Below are 23,212 nucleotides of genomic sequence, written 5' to 3' on the forward strand. Positions count from 1 at the left end.
AAATAGTGTTATATGTATTCTCGGAATTCTTCGTTTTGAGAAGATACAGAGAGTACATTTATATGAAAAGGGGGAATAATGTGAAATATGTATTGCAGGATGAAATTGAGGGGTATGGACATTTTAATAATGAAAAGATACTTATAGTTGATGACAATGATACAAATCTGTTTGTAGTCAAAACTATATTAGAGGACAGAGGACTTATAGTTGACACTGCATTAAGCGGAAGTGAAGGAATTGCGAGATTTAAACATTCAGGGGAAAATGAGTATAGAATTGTATTTTTAGATATAAATATGTACGACATGAATGGTTATGAGGTATCAAAAAAAATAAGGGTTCTTAGCAGAAATGATGCAGAAAAAGTTCCAATATATGCATTGTCAGCCAATATCTTTGCAAAGGATAGAAACAAAGCTAAAGACTCAGGAATGAATGGTTATGTTACAAAACCCATAAATTATAAAGATTTGTTTTCTCTTATAAGTGAGACGATAAAAGAGCAGGATGAGATTTTTGATGAAGATACGATTGGAAAAAATGTTATAAATGAAAAAACTGATTATGACGAAAAAAATAAAAATTATATTTTAGATAATCTTGGACAACATTTTGTTTTTAATGCTTTAAATACAATAAAAGGTGCGGTTATTACGGGTTCAGAAAACACCTGTTCAATGATAAATGATCTGTCAGATTATATGCAATACCGTTTGAATACGCTTCGTGATGACAACCGTACTGTAAGTCTTATGGAAGAGATAAGACATCTAAAAGCATATACAAGGCTTGAAATGGCAAGATTTTCATACATTGATATAGATATAAAGGAAGTGCCGGAAAAGATTAAAGATTATCAAATACCGGCAATGTCACTTATGTTTATTGTGGAGAATTCAATAAAACACGGAGTTCGTCCACTAAAAAATGATATGGGAAAAAAAGCTGAAGTAAAAGTAACGGCAGAGGCTGTGGATTACGGTGCAGAGATTTACATTGAAGATAATGGTATAGGTTTTGAAAAACAAAATACAAAATTTTTAGAAGAATTTGGAGGGTTATTATATACTAAATACAGACTAATGAAACTGTGTCATTCTGAATTTGTGATTGAGAGTAAAAAAGGCATGGGAACAAGAGTCAGGATATTGCTTGAAGATATGGAGGAATGCATATGAAGACTATTGTAGTAGATGACGAGAAGATTGCATTAATGACCTTTATGGAGGAGGCAAAGAACATACCTGAACTTGAAGTCGAGGGACTGTTTGAAAATGCAGAGGAGGCAGTAGAGTATGTTAAAGAAAATAAAATAGACATAGCCATACTTGACATAGAGATGCAGGGGATAGACGGGATAAATCTCGGAAACATATTTAGAAGACTAAATCCCAAAATAATGTTAATATACATAACAGGTTATGAAAAGTATGCATATGAAGCAATAAAACTTCATGCGGCGGCATATCTTGTTAAACCCTTTTCGAGTGCACAGCTTGAGTATGCTGTTGAAACAGCGAGACTTCTTTCAAAAAGAGGAAAGAAAAAAATTTTTGTGAGAACATTTGGACATTTTGATGTTTTTGTGGATGACGAGCCTATCATGTTTAAAAGCCATAAAGCAAAAGAACTTTTGGCACTGCTTGTCGACAGGCGTGGCGGGACAGTTACAACAGATCAGATAATAGGGACTTTATGGGAGGAAAGACCGAATGACCAATACACACAGAATTTATGCAGTAAGATAGGAAAAACACTTGAAAAAGAATTAAAAGAAAATAATATAGAGCATATACTTGTATCAGCAAGAGGAATAAAGAGGGTAAATACTTCAGAATTCCGATGCGATTTTTATGATCTTGTAGATGGTGATGAAAAGGCAGCAGAAAAGTTTTTCGGAGAATATATGTTAGAGTATAGCTGGGCTGAAGAAAGAATGGCACTTTTGTCAAAATATATTTAAAAATTCCATTTCAATTCCTTTTTAAATACATAAGTGTTCCACTTTAGTGAGTATAATAATATAGTAGGACTGAATAAAAAGTTTATTTTTGTAAAACAGTCATATATTTTGTTTGATAGAGGTGGGGAGAACAAAAGTGGGTAGAGGAAAAGTATATCGAAAAGGAGTGGAAAATGAGAAATACGCAGTTAAAAGTAGTAATAGCAGACAGCAATCTACAGGAAAGAGAGAGCAAACAGCTCTCTATGGAAGCAAGGGGTATGAAAGTTATTCTGTCGACAGGAGATGGAAATAAAGTGCTTAAAGTAATTAATGATGGAAAAGCGGATATCGTGGTTATGGATATGGTTCTGTCAGGGGTAGACGGAATAGGAATTTTAGAGGAAAGCCGTAATATCTGCGAAAAGAAACCGATAATCATTATCCAGACAGCTTTGAGAATGGAAAACTTGGTAGAGCAGGCAATAAAATTTGGAGCTGATTATTATATGATGAAACCGGTATCAAACCAGATGCTTATAAATAGGGTAATGCAGCTCGTAAGTAAGCGATATACAAGAGAGAGTGAAGGCAGTTTAGGAAATATATTTAGAAAGAATGCAAGAGAATATGAGCCGGCAAGGGCAATAAACAATGTTTGTTCAGGAAATCTTGAGCTTGATGTGACAAATCTGCTTCTGGAAATCGGAATACCGGCACATATAAAGGGCTACCAGTATATAAGAGAGGGCATAATGCTTTCTTTTTATGACAAAAATATGCTTCATTACATAACAAAATGTCTTTATCCGACTATTGCAAAGAAGTATAAGACAACATCCAGCAGCGTGGAAAGGACGATAAGGCACGCAATAGAAGTTGCCTTTAGGAGGGGAAACAGACAGGTGCTTGAAGAGATTTTCAGTAATACGATATGTTCCAAGAAAACAAAACCGACAAACTCAGAGTTTATAGCCTTACTTACGGACAAACTTCGTCTGGAATATCGAACACGAAATGCCTCATAATGGTAAATATGTATAAAATTTGAGTTAGATGTATAAATATACATCATATATGAATATTTACAAGACGAAAAACTTGACGATTCCTATCATTTTGAGGTAAAATGATGAGAAAAAGTGAATGGAGGTGCCATAATGGATAATGAATCTATGATGGCTTTAAGTAAACAGCTTGAAGTTGAGTTTGACAGTCTTGTTGAAAACTGTTTGGTTTCAGGTGCGATAGATCTGAATTTATATCAGGAGTATGATGTTAAAAGAGGACTTAGAGACAGCTCTGGTAAAGGTGTATTGACAGGTCTTACTGAAATTTCGGATGTTACAGGTTATGATATAGTAAATGGTGTAAAAGAGCCTGCTGACGGAAAACTCTTTTATCAGGGGTACGATGTAAAGAAACTCGTCGGTGAGGGGATAAAAAAGAAGTTTGCGTTTGAGGAGACAACATATCTTCTTCTTTTTGGAAAACTTCCTACAGCAGAACAGTTGGAGGTCTTTATAGAGGTGGTTGCAAGTCTTCAGGAGTTGTCAGGACAGTTTGTAAGAGATGTTATAATGAAAGCACCTAGTGCAAATCTTATGAATGGACTCCAGAAAAGTGTACTTACATTATATTCATATGACAGTAACCCTGATGATATTTCGATTCCGAATGTACTCAGACAGTCGCTTCAGCTTATTGCGAAACTTCCATTGATAGCAGTATATAATTATCATGCATATAGACACTTTAATTTTTTAGATAGTCTTGTAATAAAACCGCCTGTAAAGGGGCTTTCAACAGCAGAAAATATACTTCAGATGTTAAGACCTGACGGAAAATATACAGAGCTTGAGGCTAGAGTTCTTGATGCAGCACTCGTTCTTCATGCGGAGCATGGTGGTGGAAATAACTCTACATTTACAAACCATGTTGTTACATCATCAGGAACAGATACATATTCGGCAGTTGCGGCATCTATAGCTTCACTAAAAGGACCTCGTCACGGTGGTGCGAACTTAAAAGTTCAGCAGATGTTTGCAGACCTCAAGAAAAATGTAAGTGATATTAAAGATGATTCACAGATTGAGGGATATTTAAAGAAAGTTCTTAAGGGAGAAGCATTTGATGGTTCAGGACTTATCTATGGTATGGGACATGCCGTATATACGATTTCAGATCCAAGAGAGCTGATACTTAAAGGATTCGCACAGAAACTTGCAAATGAAAAGGGAATGCAGGATGAGTTTTTACTTCACGATACTGTTGAGAGGATAGCGGCTGAACTTATCATGGCGAGAAGACATGTTATAAAGCCGGTATGTGCAAATGTTGATTTTTACAGTGGACTTATCTATACAATGCTTGGAATACCTGAGGAGTTGTTTACTCCGTTGTTTGCACTTTCAAGAATCTCAGGCTGGAGTGCTCACAGGCTTGAGGAGCTTGTAAATAAAGAAAAGATTATAAGACCTGCATACAAATATGTCGGTCATCATAAAGATTATGTTGAATTAGAGGAAAGAAAATAAAAGATTGATAGAATAGTCTTTCAAAAACACAGATTCATCACTTTTTGTTAAAAATGTTCATATAAAATCATCTTATAAAATGGTGTAAGAGTCAAAAACAGATGCATCAGTATCGGATATTAAAAAGGGAAGTATAATCGGATTCGCATTTGATGGGGACAATGTTACTAAGGTACTTATCAGAGAGGATAATGGAAAGATGGGAAAGCCTGATGATAACAATAATTCGGGAAACGCTCAGAATTCATCTGATAACAGTAATAGTAATAATTAAAAAACATAATATATAATAAGGAAACATATTGTGGAGGAAAAAGGTGATAGCCTTATATGCCCGTATATCAAAAAAGGATAAGAGAGTGCAAAAGGTAAGCAACACTATTGAAAACCAGTTGTTTCTTTTAAGAAGCTATGTTTCTGATAATGCTATTTGTGGCGAACAGGAAGATATACATGAGTTTACGGATGACGGTTACAGCGGAACAGACAGGAAAAGACCTTCATTTATGAAGATGCTTGCATGGGTGGAACTAGAGAAAATAGATACTGTAATAGTAAAAGATTTTTCAAGGCTTAGCAGGGATCATCTTCTTATATCTGAACTGAGGGAAAAATATTTTCCTTTAAAGCAGATAAGGTTTATTGCAGTGCTTGACGGCTATGACAGTCTGAGTGATGAAAACACCGGTATAATATATCCGTTTAAGACGCTGTTTAATGAATTTTATTGCAGTGATATTTCAAGGAAGGTCAGGTGTTCACTTGAAGCAAAGAAAAGTTCGGGAGAGTATGCTGTAGCGAAACTGCCGTTTGGTTATGAGATAAAAGATTCAAAAGTAGTGTGTCGTAAAGACAAGGCTGAACTTATCAGAAATATCTATAAAAGGCGTAAGGAGGGAAGTACATACGAAGAAATCTCGAAATTATATGATATGACAGTATCGCAGGTGTGGAGGATATTGCATGAGCCTGCATATCTTGGATTTCATGTGTGGCACAGATATGAAATCGAGTCTCTTCCATTAAAAAGGCGGGTAAAACAAATGCCTGAGCAGTGGAAAATGGTGTCAGATGATAAAAACGACATAGCAGTCATTGATGAGTCGATGCTGTCCGATGATATAGTGAGATATTATGGAAAAAGTCACAGAAAAAACAATGCAAGACATATTTTTCACGGTATTACAAAATGTGGGATATGTGGAAATGCTCTTTGTTCAGACAGGGCAAAGAAAGGCTGGCTATGCTGTAGAAAATGTAATGGAAAAGAAAAAAAGCTGATAATGACCGGGAGGTTGTATCAGCTTTTTTTTGACAGGCTTAAGGTGGTATTTTATGGTGAGGTATGTTGTTGTGACAGAGAAAAAAAGACCGCAGGGCAGAGAGGAAACAGAGAGATTGAGTTTTTTGAAAAACTTTCCCAAAATATAAAAACAGATGTAGACAGAGAGATGTTGCTGAATATATTTGTAAGGAGGATATATGTCAGTGAGCCTGAAAAAGTTATCATATACTGGCGTATAAAAAAGTAAGATATTTTGGAGGCAGATGTGAAAGTAATAGTCAAATATTATGGAAGCCTTGATGGTGTGCGGGCGATAGCAGATGATGTAAAGGTGTCTGAACTGCTCGCACAATATGCAGTTGTGGATATAGATACCGCATATCTTGATGAGTTAAGAAATGTGCCTGAGGTGATATATATTGAAGAACCGAGGAGAGTTTATCCAACGGGAGAAATAACAAGGATACCTGCCACGGAAAAAAATAGTGCGTCAGATACGCAGAACGAACCTGGTATAATGCAGGGGAATATACAGGAAAACAGGCTTAGCGGCAAAGGTGTACTTGTGGGGATTGTGGATTCGGGGGATTGTGTTAAAAAATATATTAGTAATAATAAAACTGGTGGATACAGTAAAAATTCTTTGTGTAATAAAAATGCCGAGTATAATGAAAATGTTGTGCCTGATGAAAACATCGCATATAAAGCTGCAGGGTATATAAGACTTAGCAAGGCTGACAGAAAAGAAAACAGATATTACAGTGACAGCATATACAATCAGAAGAAAATAATTGAAGAGTATGTTAAAAAGAGAACAGACATAATTTTAAAGGATTTCTATATAGATGACGGTTATAGTGGACTTGATGCCAAAAGACCACAGTATAAAAGATTATTGTGCGATATTGAAAACGGAATTATAAACTGTATAATTGTAAAAGATTTATCGAGAATTGGCAGAGATTATATAGAAGTTGGAAGAATGATAAAGTTTTATTTCAATAAAAAAAATGTATGTTTTATATCGGTTGCTGACGGCTATGACTCACAGCAGTGTGACAACGAACTATATTCGCCGTTTTATATGTATATGAAAAGCATAGTAAATGATGAGTATTCAAGGGATATATCGTTAAAAGTAAGAACCGGTCTTGAGGTGTGCATGAGGAATGGGGAATATGTTGGGGCATTTGCACCTTACGGTTATCTGAAAAGTTCTGAGGACAAAAAGAAACTTGTACCTGATGATAAAGTAACAGACATAATAAAAATGATATTTATGCTAAGGGCAGATAAAAAGTCATTGCAGGCAATAGCGGACAGATTAAATGAAATGAATATAATGACACCGTTTGAGTATAGAAAAAGCAAGGAATGTGCTTATAAAACACCATTTGCTCTCCAAAAAACTGAAAGTGTTAAAAAGAAATGGTATCCGCAGATGATAAAAAGAATACTTACAAATGAGATATATGCAGGTGTGCTTGTGCAGTCAAAAAGTAAAAAGCTGAATTATAAGATAAAAAAAATGATTAAGACGGAGGAGAGAGATAGGATAAGGTGTGAAAAGAGGGAACTTGCGATAGTGGATAGGGAGTTGTTTGAAAAGGTGAATTGTTTGCAATGAAGATTTATAGAGCAGGTATTTATGCAAGGCTTTCTGTCAGGGGGAGTGAGAGAAAGGCTGAGTCGATTGAGAATCAGTTCCTTATATGCAGAGAGTTTGCAAAGGTCACGGATGATATTGAGATTATTGGGTGTTATAGTGATTTTGGCAAGAGCGGCATGAATTATGACAGACCGGGTTTTAAGCGGATGTATGAGGATATTCTTGCAAAGAAAATTGACTGTGTGATAGTTAAGGATCTGTCAAGATTTGGCAGGAATCATATTGATACGGGTGATTTTTTGCAAAAAATATTTCCACTGCTCGGTGTGCGTTTTATAGCCGTGTCGGATGGTTATGATTCGATTTCGGATATGTTTGGAAAGAAGGAGTTTGCTGTAAATCTTAAAAATCTCGTTAATGAACTATATGCATACGATATAGGGGTGAAAGTAAAATATGCAAAAGAACTTAAGAAAAAAGAGGGTAATTATCTTGGCAGCAGAGCACCATATGGTTATAAGATAGTATATGAAAATGATATAAGGGTTTTAAGGAGAGAGGAAATGACATACCGAATAGTCAGGCAGATACTAAAAATGTATGATGATGGAAGAAGCATAAAAGAGATAGCAGATATGCTTTATATGGAAAGGATAAATCCTCCTGGTGAATATCTGAAAAGTAGAGAAGTTATGAAAAGCGGTGAAATAATGACAGAAGGTGGAAAGGATGCTGAACTAAAGAGATGGAATGAGAGTACAATAAGGAATATTATTAAAAAGCACAAGATATAAATTTGCAGACAATGCAGTCTTTATTGAAAAAATATAATATATGATTTGTCAGTTGCACCAAAGAGTAAAACAGTGGCGGCAGGAAAGTTGTGAATTTAAATATAACACGAGGTGGGATTGATTATTTTCATCCGGCATTTAGGGACAGTGATGGAAAGACGAGGATAAGTTACCTATGGAATCAAAATATAGAGGGTGATGCAGCCGAGGGGAGGAGTCCGTCAGGCTATGGTTTTGGTGCGGAATATGACAGCACGGACATAAACAATGCGATAGAAACAAAAAACAGGCAATTTGCACAGAAGATAGTTCCCGGAAGCGATGGTATGGGTGGACATGGGACGGCGGTAGCATCGATAGCGGCAGGTGATGGAACGGACAGCAGGGGAAATATTATAAGAGGAAGTGCTTATCGGGCTGAACTTATCGTTGTGGAATTAAAAAGAGTGGGTGATGGAAATACAGGATATACAAGAACCATAGATATAATGGAGGGGATAGATTATACACTCAGAAAAGCGATAGAATTGCAAAAACCAATAGTCATAAACTTAAGCTACGGCACGAACGAGGGAGCACATGACGGAAATACATTGTTTGAAAATTATATAGCTGACATAAACGGTATCTGGAAAAATATGATAGTTATTGCGGCAGGAAATGAGGGGGAGTCAAGACATCATGTAAGGACTATAGTGAAAAGTGCGGAAAATAGCAGGACGGAGTTTGCAATAGGCGAAAATGAAAGAGATATGCGGCTTTTTATCTGGAAATATTTTCAGGATGAATTTGAAATATTTTTAAATACTCCGTCAGGAAAGAGAATAAATATTTTGGAGAGCGTAAGTATAAATTCGGAGCGTGAAAATATAGACAGCGTCATGGTGATGCCTACACCATACAATGGAAAACAGCTTATAGAGGTGCAGTTTAGAGCAGGAAAAAACTTAAATTATGTGCTGCCTGGTATATGGGGTATTGAATTTGAGGTATCGGGTAAAATAAAATGTGGAGTTGTGGATATGTGGCTTCCCACAATAGAAGCAATAGGTCTGTCAACAGGCTTTTTAAGACCGTCATCAGACACAACGGCAACCATTCCGGCGACGGCATTTAAAGTTTTGTCAGTAGGGGCATATAATCAAACAACGGAAAGTGTGGCAGCTTTTTCGGGACGGGGATTTACTGCTGACGGAAGACTTGTACCTCTTGTCGTGGCGGCTGGTGTTGATGTTTTGGCAGCAGGGTACGGAGGAGGGTATGTAAGAAAAACGGGAACTTCATTTGCGGCACCGCTTGTTTCGGGATATGCAGCGTGTATCATGGAGTGGGGAATAGTAAATAGAAATGATGAAAATATGTACGGGGAGAAGCTGATTGCATATATAACTAAGTACGCTGATGGAGTAAATGGAGAGGAGCTTCCTGGAAAAAGACAGGGATGGGGACTTATTTAAATGTAAAAAGATGTAAAATAAATAAACAAAGTATGAATTTTTATTGTACAATAAAAAAAACAGTCTCTATTATATTGCTTTTTTCGACTATTTGTATATAATTATTTATGTAGGCGAAAAGTCCATATTGTGATATAAGGCTTATATGTCTGAACTCCATATCATTATATGGATTAAAGCAAAATTTAAGAAAAGAGGTTAAAAAGATGGCAAACATTGATTTAAGTAAGTATGGCATTACAGGAACTACAGAGATCGTACACAACCCTTCTTATGAGACATTATATGAGGAAGAGACAAAAGCAGATCTTGAAGGATATGAAGTTGGTCAGGAAAGTGAACTCGGTGCAGTAAACGTAATGACAGGTATCTATACAGGTCGTTCACCTAAAGACAAATACATCGTTGTTGATGAGAACTCAAAAGACACTGTATGGTGGACAACAGATGAGTACAAGAATGACAACCATCCAATGACAGAAGATACATGGGCAGTTGTTAAGGATATTGCTAAGAAAGAGCTTTGCAACAAGAAACTTTTCGTAGTAGATGCTTTCTGCGGAGCAAACAAAGATACTCGTATGGCTATCCGTTTCATCGTTGAAGTTGCATGGCAGGCACATTTCGTTACAAATATGTTCATCAAGCCTTCAGCAGAAGAACTTGAGAACTTCGAGCCTGATTTTGTAGTTTACAATGCTTCAAAAGCTAAAGTTGAGAATTACAAAGAGTTAGGTCTTAACTCAGAGACTTGTGTAGCATTCAACATCACAAGCAAAGAGCAGGTTATCATCAATACATGGTACGGCGGAGAGATGAAGAAAGGTATGTTCTCTATGATGAACTACTTCCTTCCACTTAAAGGAATGGCTTCTATGCACTGCTCAGCAAATACTGACTTAAACGGTGAGAATACAGCAATCTTCTTCGGTCTTTCAGGAACAGGTAAGACAACACTTTCTACAGACCCTAAGAGACTTCTTATCGGTGATGATGAGCACGGCTGGGATGACAAGGGTGTATTCAACTTTGAAGGTGGATGCTACGCTAAGGTTATCAACCTTGACAAAGAGTCAGAGCCTGACATCTACAATGCTATCAAGAGAGATGCTCTTCTTGAGAATGTTACACTTGACAAAGATGGTAAGATTGATTTCGATGATAAGAGCGTAACAGAGAACACTCGTGTTTCTTATCCTATCGATCATATCAAGAACATTGTTCGTCCTATATCTTCTGCACCAGCAGCAAAGAATGTTATCTTCCTTTCAGCAGATGCATTTGGAGTTCTCCCACCGGTATCTATTCTTTCACCTGAGCAGACACAGTATTACTTCCTCTCAGGATTTACAGCTAAGCTTGCAGGTACAGAGCGTGGAATTACAGAGCCAACACCTACATTCTCAGCTTGTTTCGGACAGGCATTCCTTGAACTTCATCCAACAAAATATGCTGAAGAGCTTGTTAAGAAGATGGAGAAGAGCGGAGCTAAGGCTTATCTCGTAAACACAGGATGGAACGGAACAGGAAAGCGTATCTCTATCAAAGATACTCGTGGAATCATTGATGCTATCCTTAACGGAGACATCAACAATGCTCCAACAAAGACTATTCCTGTATTCAACTTTGAAGTACCTACAGAGCTTAATGGTGTAGACACAGGTATCCTTGATCCTCGTGACACATACGCAGATGCTTCTGAGTGGGAAAAGAAAGCTGATGATCTTGCAGACAGATTTATCAAGAACTTCGCTAAATACGAAGGAAATGATGCAGGAAAAGCATTAGTTTCAGCAGGTCCTCAGAAATAATCAATAATGCTCAAAATTTAAATTTTAAAGTGGGTATTAAAATATGTTAATATTTACATGTATGTGTTAATATTATGCAAATGATGCTCCATGGTTATATTTTATCAGATATAGCCATGGAGTTTTATTTTATGTTATAGAAAAATGTTCATAAAGTAGTGTGGCACCAGGAGCAAAACGCTTTTTTATGAAAAAATTATTCAACAATGCAAGTTTCACTTGTTTACATAAAAGATAATGCTATACTGTTGCTGTAACACGATATTATAAAAAGCATATATTTTAGTATATATGCTTTTTTTGTTGTTCAGTCAGATAGGTGTTTGTGAAACTAACTATATGTTATATCTGCACAATTTAATCAAGATTTATGATAGTTTCGCAAATACCTAGTTAAGTTAGAAATGGAAAGGGGCATATAGGATAATGAATGAATTTATAATATTAGCGATTCCTTTTTTGGGAACTTCGATTGGAGCGGCAATGGTATTTTTCTTAAAAAAACAGATAGCACCAAAATTTGAAAAGTTGTTGCTGGGATTTGCGGCAGGTGTGATGATAGCGGCATCCGTTTGGTCGCTTCTGATACCGTCAATAGAAATGGCAGAAAAACAACATATCATAGAATGGGTTCCGGCACTTGTAGGATTTATGGCTGGAATAGTTTTTTTACTTTTGCTTGATACACTTATACCACATCTTCATCTTGAGAGTGATAAGCCAGAGGGATTGTCACTTGGGGCGTCAAAAATGACAATGATGCTTCTTGCTGTCACGCTTCACAATATTCCGGAAGGAATGTCAGTCGGTGTAGCATTTGCGGGAGCGGCAATGGAGGGCAGCGGCATCACAAAGGCGGCGGCACTTGCACTTGCGGTAGGCATTGCGATACAGAACTTTCCGGAGGGAGCGATAATATCAATGCCATTATGCGGAGATGGAATAGGAAAAAAGAAAGCGTTTTTCTATGGTGTCATGTCAGGAGTTGTAGAACCGATAGGCGGTTTTATAACAATACTTATTGCAGGAAAAGTATCACCGGTACTTCCATATTTTCTTTCATTTGCGGCAGGAGCAATGCTATATGTGGTAGTAGAAGAACTGATACCGGAGGCACAAAACGGGGAACATAGTAATATAGGAACGATAGGGACGGCAGTAGGTTTTGCACTTATGATGGTGCTGGATGTTGCACTAGGATAGGGAAAAAAGTATGACATACTGATAGAGCAGATTAAGGCAGAGTAGAATAAGTATGGCAGAGAAACAAACTCAGAAGCAGGCTAATAAAATTTAAAACAGATACGATATATATTTAAAGAAGATTTTTAGTATAAGCAGGGAGGATAAAAATGCAAACTTTAAATATTCAGAGTGTTGCAAAATTAAAGAATGACTTGTTAAATGAGAAAAACACAATGGAAAAATCAGAAAACGGTCAAAATATTACTGCTGAGATATGGAAAAAAGCATTAAATGACATCTTAGACCCGACAAGTAAAATGTCAGAAGAAGACGAAAAAGAATATCACAACAAAATACTCAGAAAATTAAGACAGGGACGCAGGCTGACAACGGCAGAGAAAAATTATCTTCAGATACATGACCCTGAGATGTATAAGGTAGCACTTCGTGTGGAGATGTGCCGAAAAAGATTTACAGAACAGGCAAAGCATTGTAAGTCAAAAGAAGAATTTCAGACACTTGTAAGCAATAACATGAGTGTGTCTGATAAAGACCCGATGAAAGAATATATACAGGCGGCAATATCTTATGAAGCACAGAAAATAAGAAAAACACCACAGTATGCAGCATTGCCGGACACAAATAGAAAAGCGGAGGAAAAAAGAACAAAAGGAAAGAAAATAAAAAAAATTAAAATAGACGAAGACAAAGAAAAAGATAATGACAAAAAAACAGCACCACTGCCATCAGAAAACTATGGCAGTGACCTCAAAACATTGTCAGCAGTTTTAACAACTAAACCGGCATTTGATAACTTCAGTAATTGAGATATGAATTATATGTGTAGAAAGGATAATGTATGAAAATAAAACAATATGATAGAGTATTAATGAAAGATGGTTGTCAGGCTTCTATCGTAGAAATATTTGAAGAGGATAAATTTTTTCTTGCAGACATAGATAGAAACGGAGATACAGATACAGAGGAATTGAGCATTGATGAAATAAAAGCAGTAATATAAAACAAATAAAAACAGGAATAATTTTATTTGTAATAATACCATGTTGATAATAAACAATAGAAAAGCAAGTAATAGCTATAATATTTTAGTCATGATTAAAACTAAATATCATATTGCCAACAAACAGCAGAAAAGACAGTAAGATTTATTATCTGAGGGGTGTTAGAACATCGTCAGCACTTAGCGGGTGTATTTTACCCGCTTATGTACTGCTACGATGTTCTTCAAACGAAAGTGTCCCCGAAGAAAAAAACTTACTGTCTTTTCTGCGTCCGTTAGTCAATAAACATCCGTTAGCCAATAACCGTCCGTTAGTCACACTTAAATCAAGGAAATCTTAAGCCTCATGTTTCACCGACAATTTCTCAAATCTGCTGACTCCGTCACCTTTTTCATTGATCGCAAAGAGTCCGATAATAGTTCCTGTAAATCCTCCGGCAACTTCTGATGAGAGATAGCGTGTCTCCGCATCACTGATGAAAACATCATTTCCATTTTCATCTTTAAAGAAGAAATGATATTGCATTGCTTCTGATTTTATATGCAGAGTGACTTTATCCGCATTTATCTTATGATGTTTGCTTTCCTGCCATATACAGCCGATAGTCTGTCTGCTATACACAAATGTTCCTGACTCGTTTTTCTCAACAACTACTTCATAGTGATGTTTCTCATCCATATAAAATGATATGCCTGATTTTTCAGCACCCGGTATTACATCGCAGTTAATATCGAGGTCAAATTCAGTCTGTCTTATACCTGCAAAAGTCGGAGATGCAACATCATCAATAGTCACATCAGTTCCTTTGAGTTCAAGACCGTTTTTATCAAATTTATAATTTTCCATGTGTGGTATTCTTATATAGCACCAGTCGAGTTTTTCATCAAGATTTTCAAATGTTTTGTCATAAGAAAATTTCTGAGGGGTAAACTTGATATTGTCAGGAAGTTCAACTTCGATAGGTGTCGTACCGTTTACACCAATCTCAAACCAGCCGTCATCTCTCCACTTTACGGGAACAAGGCAGACCTCCCTGCCGAGATGGTGGTATGTCTGCCACATATGTATCTGCCTGAAAGCAAGATGTGCAAACCACCAGTTTCCGTCGTTGTCCTCAAGTATATCACCGTGACCTGCTGCCTGTATCTGATAACCGCCTAAGTTTCTGTTTGTGAGAACAGGGTTATTCGGATATGGCGTGTAAGGACCCCATATATTTTTACTGCGTGAATAATTTACCATGTGACCGTACTCTGTACCGCCCTCGGCTTCAAGCAGATAGTAATATTCACCGAATTTATATATATGTGGTGCTTCAAGAAATCTGCCGCCTGTTCCATGCCAGAGAAATTTGCTTTCTGAAAGTTTCTTTCCCGTCTCAATGTCAATCTGGCACATCTGGATACAACCTCTGCCGTCTGTGTCATTTCCGTTGCTTATAAAATAACATTTGTCATCCTCAAAATAAAGTGATGGGTCGATGCCGTCCTGGTCTACGATAACAGGTTCAGACCACTCTCTGTAAATATCATCGGTATATACATAAAAATTCTGGTGATAGCTGTCATTAGTCGTAACCATGTAAAATCTGCCGTTATTGTATCTGATTGTCGGGGCAAAGACACCGCCTGAACTGCGGACACTGTAAAGGTCTATCTGTGAAGCTCTTGTGAGACAGTGACCTATCTGTTTCCAGTTTACCATGTCAGTGCTTTCAAAAAGTGGAACACCGGGGAAAATGTGCATTGAACTGCAAACCATGTAGTATTTTCCGTTTGCGGCACAGATACTTGGATCAGGATAAAAACCTCTTACTACTGGATTTAAGTATTTCATAAAAACCTCATTTCTGCACACATTTTTTGTGCATAATGTGAAATATGTCATATTTCACATATAAGATTTGTGTCAAGTGTGCACAGACACAAATCTTGCTTGTGAGTAACAGTTCAGCCTTTTATTTATTACATTCATAAACCTGCCAGCAAGCTGTCAGTCGCTGCTTTGCAGCTTTTGTTTATTTACGTGAAAGCAAAGTGAGGATGGAACAAATAAATTTGTTCCATCTGAGCGTGCTCGCGAGGGCTTTGCCCTCATATAATAAATGAAAGGCTATTCTTCCATAAAAAGATAATCAATAATACAATGAACAAGCTCATTGTATTATTGATTATCTTTTTATGGCTGAACTGTTACGCTTGTGAAAAATCTTGTAAAAATTTTCTTTTTAAGATAAACTTACTATACAAATAAGATAGCAGTTAAAATATAGGTTTTCATCAATTATTATGACACAAAAATATACAAATCGGACATGAAATTTTAAAGCTGCGAAACTTATTGTAGTTTGTGTTACTTGCACAAGTTAATAACAGATTAAGATAGTTTCACAAGTGCTTTATATAGGAAGTAAGGAGGTGAAGTTAGTGTGGAGAATTTTAAGGTTTACGAATTAAGTGAGTTTACAAGTGACAGTGATTTTCCGTTTTTTATCCAGTATGGCAGGCACGAGGACAGTCTGTCAGTTCACAGTCATAGGGATTTTTCGGAGCTTACGATAGTTCTTTCGGGTGAGGCCTGCCATGTCGTTGAGGATGAGAAGATGACCGTTAAAAAGGGCGAGGTTTTTATCGTGCACGGCGATACGAAGCATGGTTATCTTGATACGCATAATTTCAGGATATGCAATATCATGTTCAGGGAGAAATATTTTAATCTGAGAAAATATGACATAAGCAGGATGAGTGGGTTTCAGGCGTTGTTTTATATTGAACCGGGGCTTGTGAAAAATCATCATTTCACCGGAAGAATGTCACTTGGAAAAGAAGAATTTGAGAAAATAAAGGCAGAGATTGCCGTTATGAACAATGAATATAAATTAAAAAAAGAGGGATATAAAACATTGCTGACTTCAAAATTTATGGAGTTATTGGTGACGCTTTCTAGGATTTACAGGTTAAACAGTGATGAAAATGAAAAGAAGATACTGCCGTTAAAGTTCGGCGAGGTCATAACATGGATTGAAAAAAAATTCAGACAGGATTTATCGGTGGAGGAACTTTCAAAAAAAGCAGGTTATTCGCAGAGACATTTTTTGAGGATTTTTAAAGAAACATATCATATGACACCGACGGAGTATATAAATGCGATAAGAATAGAATATGCGTGTTCAAGGCTGAGGGAGACAGAGGAAAGTGTGACGGACATAGCTTACGACTGTGGTTTTAGAAATATGAGTTATTTTTACAGGGTGTTTAAAGAGAAAATGAGTATGACGCCACAAAAATATCGTAAGTCAATATAGATGAAAAACATAAAAAACAGTACCTTTATGATTTTGTAAGCTTCGTAGCAGCGACTGACAGTTTGCTGGCAGGTTTATGAATGTAATAAATGAAAGGCTGAACTGTTACAGAAAAGGACATCGATTTTGCGGTCGTTCTTTACAAACCGCCTGCGTATGTGTAAAATAGATTATATATAAATTATATAAGTTAAATATCTGAGAAAAGATATAATGCATATTTTAAAACAGTTAGAAATGGAGAGATAAAATGGACAATCAGAAATTAGCAGATTTATTATTTCCGGAGGAGTTAAAGACACCGGAATATTACGAGGAAAAATTTCCATATAGAAAACTGCCAAAGGGTGCAGAAGTAACGAGAATGGCACCAAGTCCTACAGGATTTATTCATCTTGGCAACCTTTACAGTGCACTTGCCGATGAGCGTATCGCACACAGAAAAAAAGGAGTGTTTTATCTTCGTATAGAAGATACTGACGCAAAGAGAAAAGTAGAGGGAGCAGTCGAGACTATCATAAATGTACTCCGCTATTTTGATATTGAATTTGATGAGGGAGCAGGTTTTGAGGATTCAGCCGAGGGCAATGCTTACGGACCTTATTTCCAGAGACAGAGAGTTGAGATATATCACACTTATGTCAAGGAACTTGTAAAAAAAGGGCTTGCTTATCCTTGTTTCTGCACAGAGGACGAGCTTTCAAAAGTAAGAGAGCAGCAGGAAAAAGACAAGGTGCTTACAGGATATTACGGAAAATATGCAACCTGCCGCAATCTCTCATATGAAGAGATTGAAAAGAATATTAAAGATGGCAAGCCTTATGTCGTAAGACTCCGCTCACAGGGACAGCCTGACAAAGAGATTACATTTGTCGACAGCATAAAAGGAGAGATAAAACTTCCTGAGAATATACACGACATTGTTATATTAAAGCAGGACGGAGTTCCTACTTATCACTTTGCACATGCAGTTGATGACCATCTTATGCGAACTACCATGGTAATCAGAGGTGGTGAGTGGCTCGCATCAGTGCCTACACACTATGAGCTTTTCCATCTTCTTGGATTCAAGATGCCAAAGTACGGACATACGGCACATCTTATGAAATTTGATGAGGAGACAGGTGGAAAGAGAAAGCTTTCAAAGAGAAAAGACCCTGAACTTTCACTCGATTACTACAGAAAAGACGGTTACCATCCATATTGCATGAAAGTTTATCTTCTCACTCTTCTCAATTCAAACTTTGAGGAGTGGCATGACAAATTCCCTGACAAGGATATAAATGAGTTCCCATTCTCAGTTGACAATATGAGTAAATCAGGTGCTTTGTTTGATAAGGACAAGCTTCACAACATTTGCAAGAATGAACTTTCAAAGCTCTCAGAAGATGAAGTTTATGATTTCTTATATGACTGGGCTTGCGAGAATGAGCCTGAAAAGTGTAAGGTATGGTTTGCAAACAAGGAAAAAATGCTTGCAATATTGAGACTTTACATGGGTGTTGGCATGAAACGCAGAAGAAAAGACCTTGTTTATGCAAGACAGGTATTTGAAATGATAGCTTATTTCTTTGATCTTGAGCAGCAACAGGAGAAAGATGAGTTTAAGGCAGATAAGGCTACGGTTGATGAAGTGCTTAGGGAATATCAGGCAAGTTACAGCCACGATGATGACAATTCGCAATGGTTTAACAAACTTAAACAGATAGCAGATAAGCTTGGTTATGCATCTGATATGAAAGCATACAAGGCGGATCCTGAAAAATATAAAGGAAATGTCTCAGACATAGCGGAGATAGTGCGAATCGCTATTACAGGCCGTGCGAATACACCTGACCTTTGGTCTATTGTACACATTATGGGCGAGGAGCAGATGAACGAGAGGATAAACGCAGTTATCGCACAGTAAAAGTTATATATACCATAAGAAAGGATACCCGGAATAATTTATATATCCGGGTATCTTAGAACAAAAAGATAAAGGAAGGTGATGTTATGAGCCGGATTACGGATGAACTTTCAAAATACGGTTGTGATATGAATACGACTTTGGAGAGGTTTTTAGGTGATGAAGATTTTTATGAAAAGTGCCTCATAGAGATGTTAGATGATTCAAGCTTTAGGAAACTGGGCGAAGCTCTTGAGCAGAAAAATGTAAAAGCTGCTTTTGAAAGTGCACATGCTTTGAAGGGACTCGCTGCAAACATGGGACTTGATTCAATGCTTGACATAGTTGTTGAACTTGTTGAGCCCTTGAGAAATGGAATGATTGATGGACTTAGTCCGACTTACGAAAGACTTATTGCTGAAAAAAAGACTTATGATAATATAGTAAATGGATAGAAATTAAAGCTAAATCATCCGGTGTCAGAGAAAATAGGAGAAATTATGGAAACAAAGACCATTTTAATAGTCGATGATGCATTGACCAACAGAGTATTACTTAAACGGTATCTTGAAGACGATTACAATATAATTGAGGCTGAAAACGGACAGAGAGCTATTGATATAATCAATGAGCAGCAGTTAAATATATCCCTGATATTGTTAGATCTTATAATGCCTGAAAAATCCGGATTTGATGTACTTGAGTTTATGTCAGATTATGGCTTTATACCTGAAATACCGGTTATTATTGTAACAGTAGAAGCAAATTATGAAAATGAAATGAAAGCATTTGAGTATGGCGTGAGTGATTTTATTACAAAACCTTTTTATCCGCAGATAGTACAAAAAAGGGTGAAAAATGTTATCGATCTGTATGATACACAGAAAAATCTTAGGCGGCTTCTTGATGAGCAGACTATAGATACTATGGAACTTGTTGCAGAACTTGAACATATGAGTAATAATTTGAAGTAAAATATTTTATATTATATAAGGAAAGAAAGAGAAAGGTAGTGTATGGCTGGAAAGTTTTATGCAGTAAAAGAGGGTAGGAGTACCGGAGTATTTGCAAGCTGGGCTGAGTGTAAAAAACAGGTTGACGGATATTCTGGAGCAAAGTATAAAAGTTTTACAAGTATGCAGGATGCGACGGCATATTTGAATGATGGCATCGCAGGTGAAGATACATCTGAAGCTCTTGTGGCATATGTAGACGGAAGTTATAATTCTGTTACGAAAGAATTTTCGTATGGTGTGGTTATTTTAAATGAAGGAAAAGAAATCACATTTAACGAAAAAATGAATGATAAAGAGCTTGCAGCGATGAGAAATGTTGCAGGGGAGATAAAGGGTGCTGAGGCGGCTATGCGTTATGCCATTGAAAATGGTTTTGACAATATAGCTATTTATCATGACTATGAGGGGATTGCAAGATGGTGTCTCGGTGATTGGAAGACAAATAAAGAGGGGACAAAGGCTTATAAAGCATTTTATGACGGCATAAAAGATAAACTCCATGTCCGTTTTATAAAAGTAAAAGGTCATTCAAATGATAAATATAATGATATGGCAGATATGCTTGCAAAAGAAGCGTTAGGTTTGAATTAAAAAGGACATTAAGATAAATTGGAGGAATATTTTGGAAAATAATATTGTTTTGGCGATGCTTGCCCATGTTGATTCGGGCAAGACAACTCTTTCGGAGGCTATGTTATATCTTTCCGGAAGTATAAGAAAGCTCGGCAGGGTTGACCATAAGGATGCTTTTCTTGATACATATTCTATGGAAAAGGACAGAGGAATAACAATATTTTCTAAGCAGGCTATGTTTGGGTGGAAAGACCTTGACATAGCCTTGCTTGACACACCGGGACATGTGGATTTTTCGGCAGAGATGGAGAGAACTTTGCAAGTGCTTGATTATGCGGTGCTTGTTGTAAGCGGACCTGCCGGAGTACAGAGTCATACGGAGACTGTGTGGAGACTATTACAAAGATATGATGTCCCGGTTTTTATCTTTGTTAATAAGATGGATATTGGAGATTGCAATAAAGAAGATATAATGTCAGGTATCACGGAGAGATTTGGAAGTGAATGTGTGGATTTTTCGGCTGAAAAAAATGACACATTTTTTGAGAATATAGCGGTCTGTGACGAGGAAGTGCTTGAAAAATATATGGATGGCGGAAATATAGATGATGATGATATAAAAAAACTTATTTCCGAGAGAAAACTTTTTCCATGTTATTTTGGTTCAGCTCTGAAACTTGATGGTGTCGGGGAAATTCTTGACGGACTAGAAAGATACACATTAAAAAAAGAATATCCCAAAGAATTTGGAGCAAAAGTATATAAAGTTTCGAGGGATGACAAAAATAAAAGGCTAACTTATCTGAAAGTGACGGGTGGTGTGCTCAAGTCAAAAATGTATATTGAACAGCTTGATGAAAAAGCAGATCAGTTAAGGATATATTCAGGAAATAAATTCATGTCTGTTGATGAAGTTAGAGCCGGTCGGATATGTGCGGTGACTGGATTTGAAAAGACATATCCGGGTATGGGCATCGGAATAGAAACAAACTCAGATATGCCTGTATTAGAGCCCGTTATGACATACAAGGTCACACCGCAGGAAAATGACGATATACATAAACTTTATGATGATATGAAAACTCTTGAACAGGAAGAACCGGGACTTCATGTCGTGTGGAATGAAGAACTTCAGGAAATCCACACGGGAATAATGGGTGAGGTTCAGATAGATGTACTCAAAAATCTCATATGGGACAGATTTCATACAAGAGTTGAGTTTGGTGAGGGAAGCATAGTCTATAAGGAAACGATAGCAAGCACGGTTGAGGGCGTAGGCCACTTTGAACCGTTGAGACATTATGCGGAAGTTCACTTGAAACTTGAACCCGGAGAGCCTGACAGCGGCATAATGATTGAAACGCAGGCGAGCGAGGATAAGCTTGATAAGAACTGGCAGAGACTTATAATGACGCATATAGACGAGAGGGAACATCCGGGAGTTCTTACGGGTTCTTCTATAACTGATATTAAGATAACGCTTATGTCTGGGAGAGCACATGAAAAGCACACGGAGGGCGGTGACTTCAGACAGGCAACCTACAGGGCGATAAGACAAGGTCTTATGCAGGCGGAAAATGTACTTTTAGAGCCTTATTATTCATTCAGGCTTGAAGTTCCGGCAGACAGCGTAGGCAGAGCAATGACTGATCTTGACAGAATGGGTGCTAAATTTGAGGGACCGTTCCAAAAGGGTGAAAACTCTGAGTTTACGGGAATAGCTCCAGTTGCACAGATGAGCGGTTATATGATGCAGGTAAATTCATATACGGCGGGAAAAGGCAGACTCACTTGTACGCTTAAAGGCTACAGACCGTGCAAAGACCAGGATGCGATAGTGGCGGAAAAAATGTATGATCCTGATGCTGATATAAACAATCCGACTGGTTCGGTGTTCTGTGCACACGGTTCGGGATTTTATGTGCCGTGGTATGAAGTAAAAGATTATATGCATCTTGAAGCTGCCGTAGATATGGGAGAGGATGAGAATGACAGTGTTATATCTGATCAGGAGATATATAAGGCAGCAAAAATACGCAGCGGTGCATTTAAAGGGAGTACCGGAGGTTCTATAGAGGAGGATAAGGAGCTAGAGGCCATATTCGAGAGAACATTTGGAAAAAGTGCATCTGGAAAAGGTGGTGGAAATGACACTGAGGGCAGATTTGGCTATGAGAGAAAAAAATGGTCTAAAAAGCCGAAAGAGTCAGTTTATGATGCTGGAGGCGTGGAGTATTTAAAAAGACATGAAAAAAGCCAAAAATCAGGAAAACAGTATCTTCTCGTAGACGGTTATAATATCATCTTCTCGTGGAAAGAATTAAATGACCTGTCAAAAGAAAATCTTGAAGCGGCAAGAACAAAACTCATGGATATATTATGCAATTATCAGGGGTTTAAGGGGTGCGAACTTATACTTGTATTTGATGCTTACAAAGTAAAGGGAAATCCCGGAGAAGTATCAAAATACCACAATATAAATGTGGTCTATACAAAAGAGGCTGAGACGGCAGATATGTATATAGAAAAAGTAACGCATGAGATAGGGAAAAAACACAATGTAACAGTTGCAACATCGGATGGACTGGAGCAGATGATAGTAATAGGTTCGGGGGCATACAGGATGTCGGCGAGGGAATTTGAGCAGGAGATAAAAAAGACGGAGCGGGAGATAGGGGAGATGATTGATTAGATTGGCGGACGGACGCCGGGGAGGTGGATATTATACGACAAATAGACGGCTCTCGCCTCGGAGAACTGCGTAGCGGTACATAAATGTGCAAAAA

Annotated in this window: 19 protein-coding genes; 18 read left to right on the forward strand and 1 reads right to left on the reverse strand. The window is 37.3% G+C overall.

The features are described from left to right. The first annotated feature begins 80 nt into the window (after nt 1–80). From DW721_RS01835 to DW721_RS16570, 12 genes are all read left to right on the forward strand, one after another. Entirely contained in the window at nt 81–1,181 is a 1,101-nt protein-coding gene (locus DW721_RS01835; RefSeq protein WP_182436170.1) for a response regulator, read from the forward strand. Then, nucleotides 1,178–1,966 (forward strand): response regulator, encoded by a 789-nt coding sequence (locus DW721_RS01840; protein ID WP_022015571.1) that lies wholly within the window; start codon nt 1,178–1,180, stop codon nt 1,964–1,966. Before DW721_RS01835 ends, DW721_RS01840 begins: the two co-directional genes overlap by 4 nt. Nucleotides 1,967–2,139: 173 nt before the next feature. After that, on the forward strand, nt 2,140–2,973 hold the full coding sequence (gene spo0A / locus DW721_RS01845) for a sporulation transcription factor Spo0A (RefSeq protein ID WP_022015572.1): 834 nt from the start codon (nt 2,140–2,142) through the stop codon (nt 2,971–2,973). A 132-nt stretch (nt 2,974–3,105) separates the two neighbouring features. Beyond that, nucleotides 3,106–4,482: a citrate/2-methylcitrate synthase gene (locus tag DW721_RS01850; RefSeq protein ID WP_118744608.1), complete on the forward strand. Its 1,377-nt coding sequence runs from the start codon at nt 3,106–3,108 to the stop codon at nt 4,480–4,482. A 317-nt stretch (nt 4,483–4,799) separates the two neighbouring features. Further along, on the forward strand, nt 4,800–6,014 hold the full coding sequence (locus DW721_RS01855) for a recombinase family protein (protein WP_147355371.1): 1,215 nt from the start codon (nt 4,800–4,802) through the stop codon (nt 6,012–6,014). An 18-nt stretch (nt 6,015–6,032) separates the two neighbouring features. Further along, nucleotides 6,033–7,394, forward strand: a complete 1,362-nt coding sequence (locus DW721_RS01860) for a recombinase family protein (protein ID WP_118744610.1) — start codon at nt 6,033–6,035, stop codon at nt 7,392–7,394. Beyond that, on the forward strand, nt 7,391–8,170 hold the full coding sequence (locus DW721_RS01865; protein ID WP_118744611.1) for a recombinase family protein: 780 nt from the start codon (nt 7,391–7,393) through the stop codon (nt 8,168–8,170). Before DW721_RS01860 ends, DW721_RS01865 begins: the two co-directional genes overlap by 4 nt. 89 nt (nt 8,171–8,259) lie before the next feature. Further along, nucleotides 8,260–9,627, forward strand: a complete 1,368-nt coding sequence (locus tag DW721_RS01870; RefSeq protein ID WP_118744612.1) for a S8 family peptidase — start codon at nt 8,260–8,262, stop codon at nt 9,625–9,627. A 206-nt stretch (nt 9,628–9,833) separates the two neighbouring features. Further along, on the forward strand, nt 9,834–11,438 hold the full coding sequence (pckA, locus tag DW721_RS01875) for a phosphoenolpyruvate carboxykinase (ATP) (protein WP_022015578.1): 1,605 nt from the start codon (nt 9,834–9,836) through the stop codon (nt 11,436–11,438). Nucleotides 11,439–11,864: 426 nt separating this feature from the next. Next, a complete protein-coding gene (locus DW721_RS01880; RefSeq protein WP_118744613.1) occupies nt 11,865–12,641 on the forward strand; it encodes a ZIP family metal transporter in 777 nt (258 codons plus the stop codon). A 149-nt stretch (nt 12,642–12,790) separates the two neighbouring features. Next, nucleotides 12,791–13,450 (forward strand): hypothetical protein, encoded by a 660-nt coding sequence (locus DW721_RS01885; RefSeq protein ID WP_118744614.1) that lies wholly within the window; start codon nt 12,791–12,793, stop codon nt 13,448–13,450. A 62-nt stretch (nt 13,451–13,512) separates the two neighbouring features. Beyond that, nucleotides 13,513–13,644 (forward strand): hypothetical protein, encoded by a 132-nt coding sequence (locus tag DW721_RS16570; RefSeq protein WP_279221121.1) that lies wholly within the window; start codon nt 13,513–13,515, stop codon nt 13,642–13,644. 337 nt (nt 13,645–13,981) lie between these two features. On the opposite strand, the gene DW721_RS01890 is transcribed toward DW721_RS16570, so the two are convergent. Continuing rightward, nucleotides 13,982–15,481 (reverse strand): glycoside hydrolase family 43 protein, encoded by a 1,500-nt coding sequence (locus DW721_RS01890; protein WP_118744615.1) that lies wholly within the window; start codon nt 15,479–15,481, stop codon nt 13,982–13,984. 592 nt (nt 15,482–16,073) lie between these two features. On the opposite strand from DW721_RS01890, the gene DW721_RS01895 reads away from it, so the two are divergent. The 6 genes from DW721_RS01895 to DW721_RS01920 all read left to right on the forward strand — a co-directional run bounded on the left by DW721_RS01895 (nt 16,074) and on the right by DW721_RS01920 (nt 23,118). Continuing rightward, nucleotides 16,074–16,949, forward strand: a complete 876-nt coding sequence (locus DW721_RS01895; protein ID WP_118744616.1) for an AraC family transcriptional regulator — start codon at nt 16,074–16,076, stop codon at nt 16,947–16,949. Nucleotides 16,950–17,199: 250 nt separating this feature from the next. After that, nucleotides 17,200–18,858: a glutamate--tRNA ligase gene (gene gltX, locus DW721_RS01900; protein ID WP_118744617.1), complete on the forward strand. Its 1,659-nt coding sequence runs from the start codon at nt 17,200–17,202 to the stop codon at nt 18,856–18,858. Between the two features lie 86 nt (nt 18,859–18,944). After that, on the forward strand, nt 18,945–19,292 hold the full coding sequence (locus DW721_RS01905; RefSeq protein WP_118744618.1) for an Hpt domain-containing protein: 348 nt from the start codon (nt 18,945–18,947) through the stop codon (nt 19,290–19,292). A gap of 45 nt (nt 19,293–19,337) precedes the next feature. Next, a complete protein-coding gene (locus DW721_RS01910) occupies nt 19,338–19,811 on the forward strand; it encodes a response regulator (RefSeq protein ID WP_022015584.1) in 474 nt (157 codons plus the stop codon). Between the two features lie 42 nt (nt 19,812–19,853). Continuing rightward, nucleotides 19,854–20,444 (forward strand): ribonuclease H family protein, encoded by a 591-nt coding sequence (locus DW721_RS01915; protein ID WP_055943843.1) that lies wholly within the window; start codon nt 19,854–19,856, stop codon nt 20,442–20,444. 31 nt (nt 20,445–20,475) lie between these two features. Further along, nucleotides 20,476–23,118: a TetM/TetW/TetO/TetS family tetracycline resistance ribosomal protection protein gene (locus tag DW721_RS01920; protein WP_243035922.1), complete on the forward strand. Its 2,643-nt coding sequence runs from the start codon at nt 20,476–20,478 to the stop codon at nt 23,116–23,118. Nucleotides 23,119–23,212: the final 94 nt, after the last annotated feature.

It is taken from the genome of Clostridium sp. AM27-31LB, assembly GCF_003480745.1.
GTDB lineage: Bacteria > Bacillota > Clostridia > Lachnospirales > Lachnospiraceae > Butyribacter > Butyribacter intestini.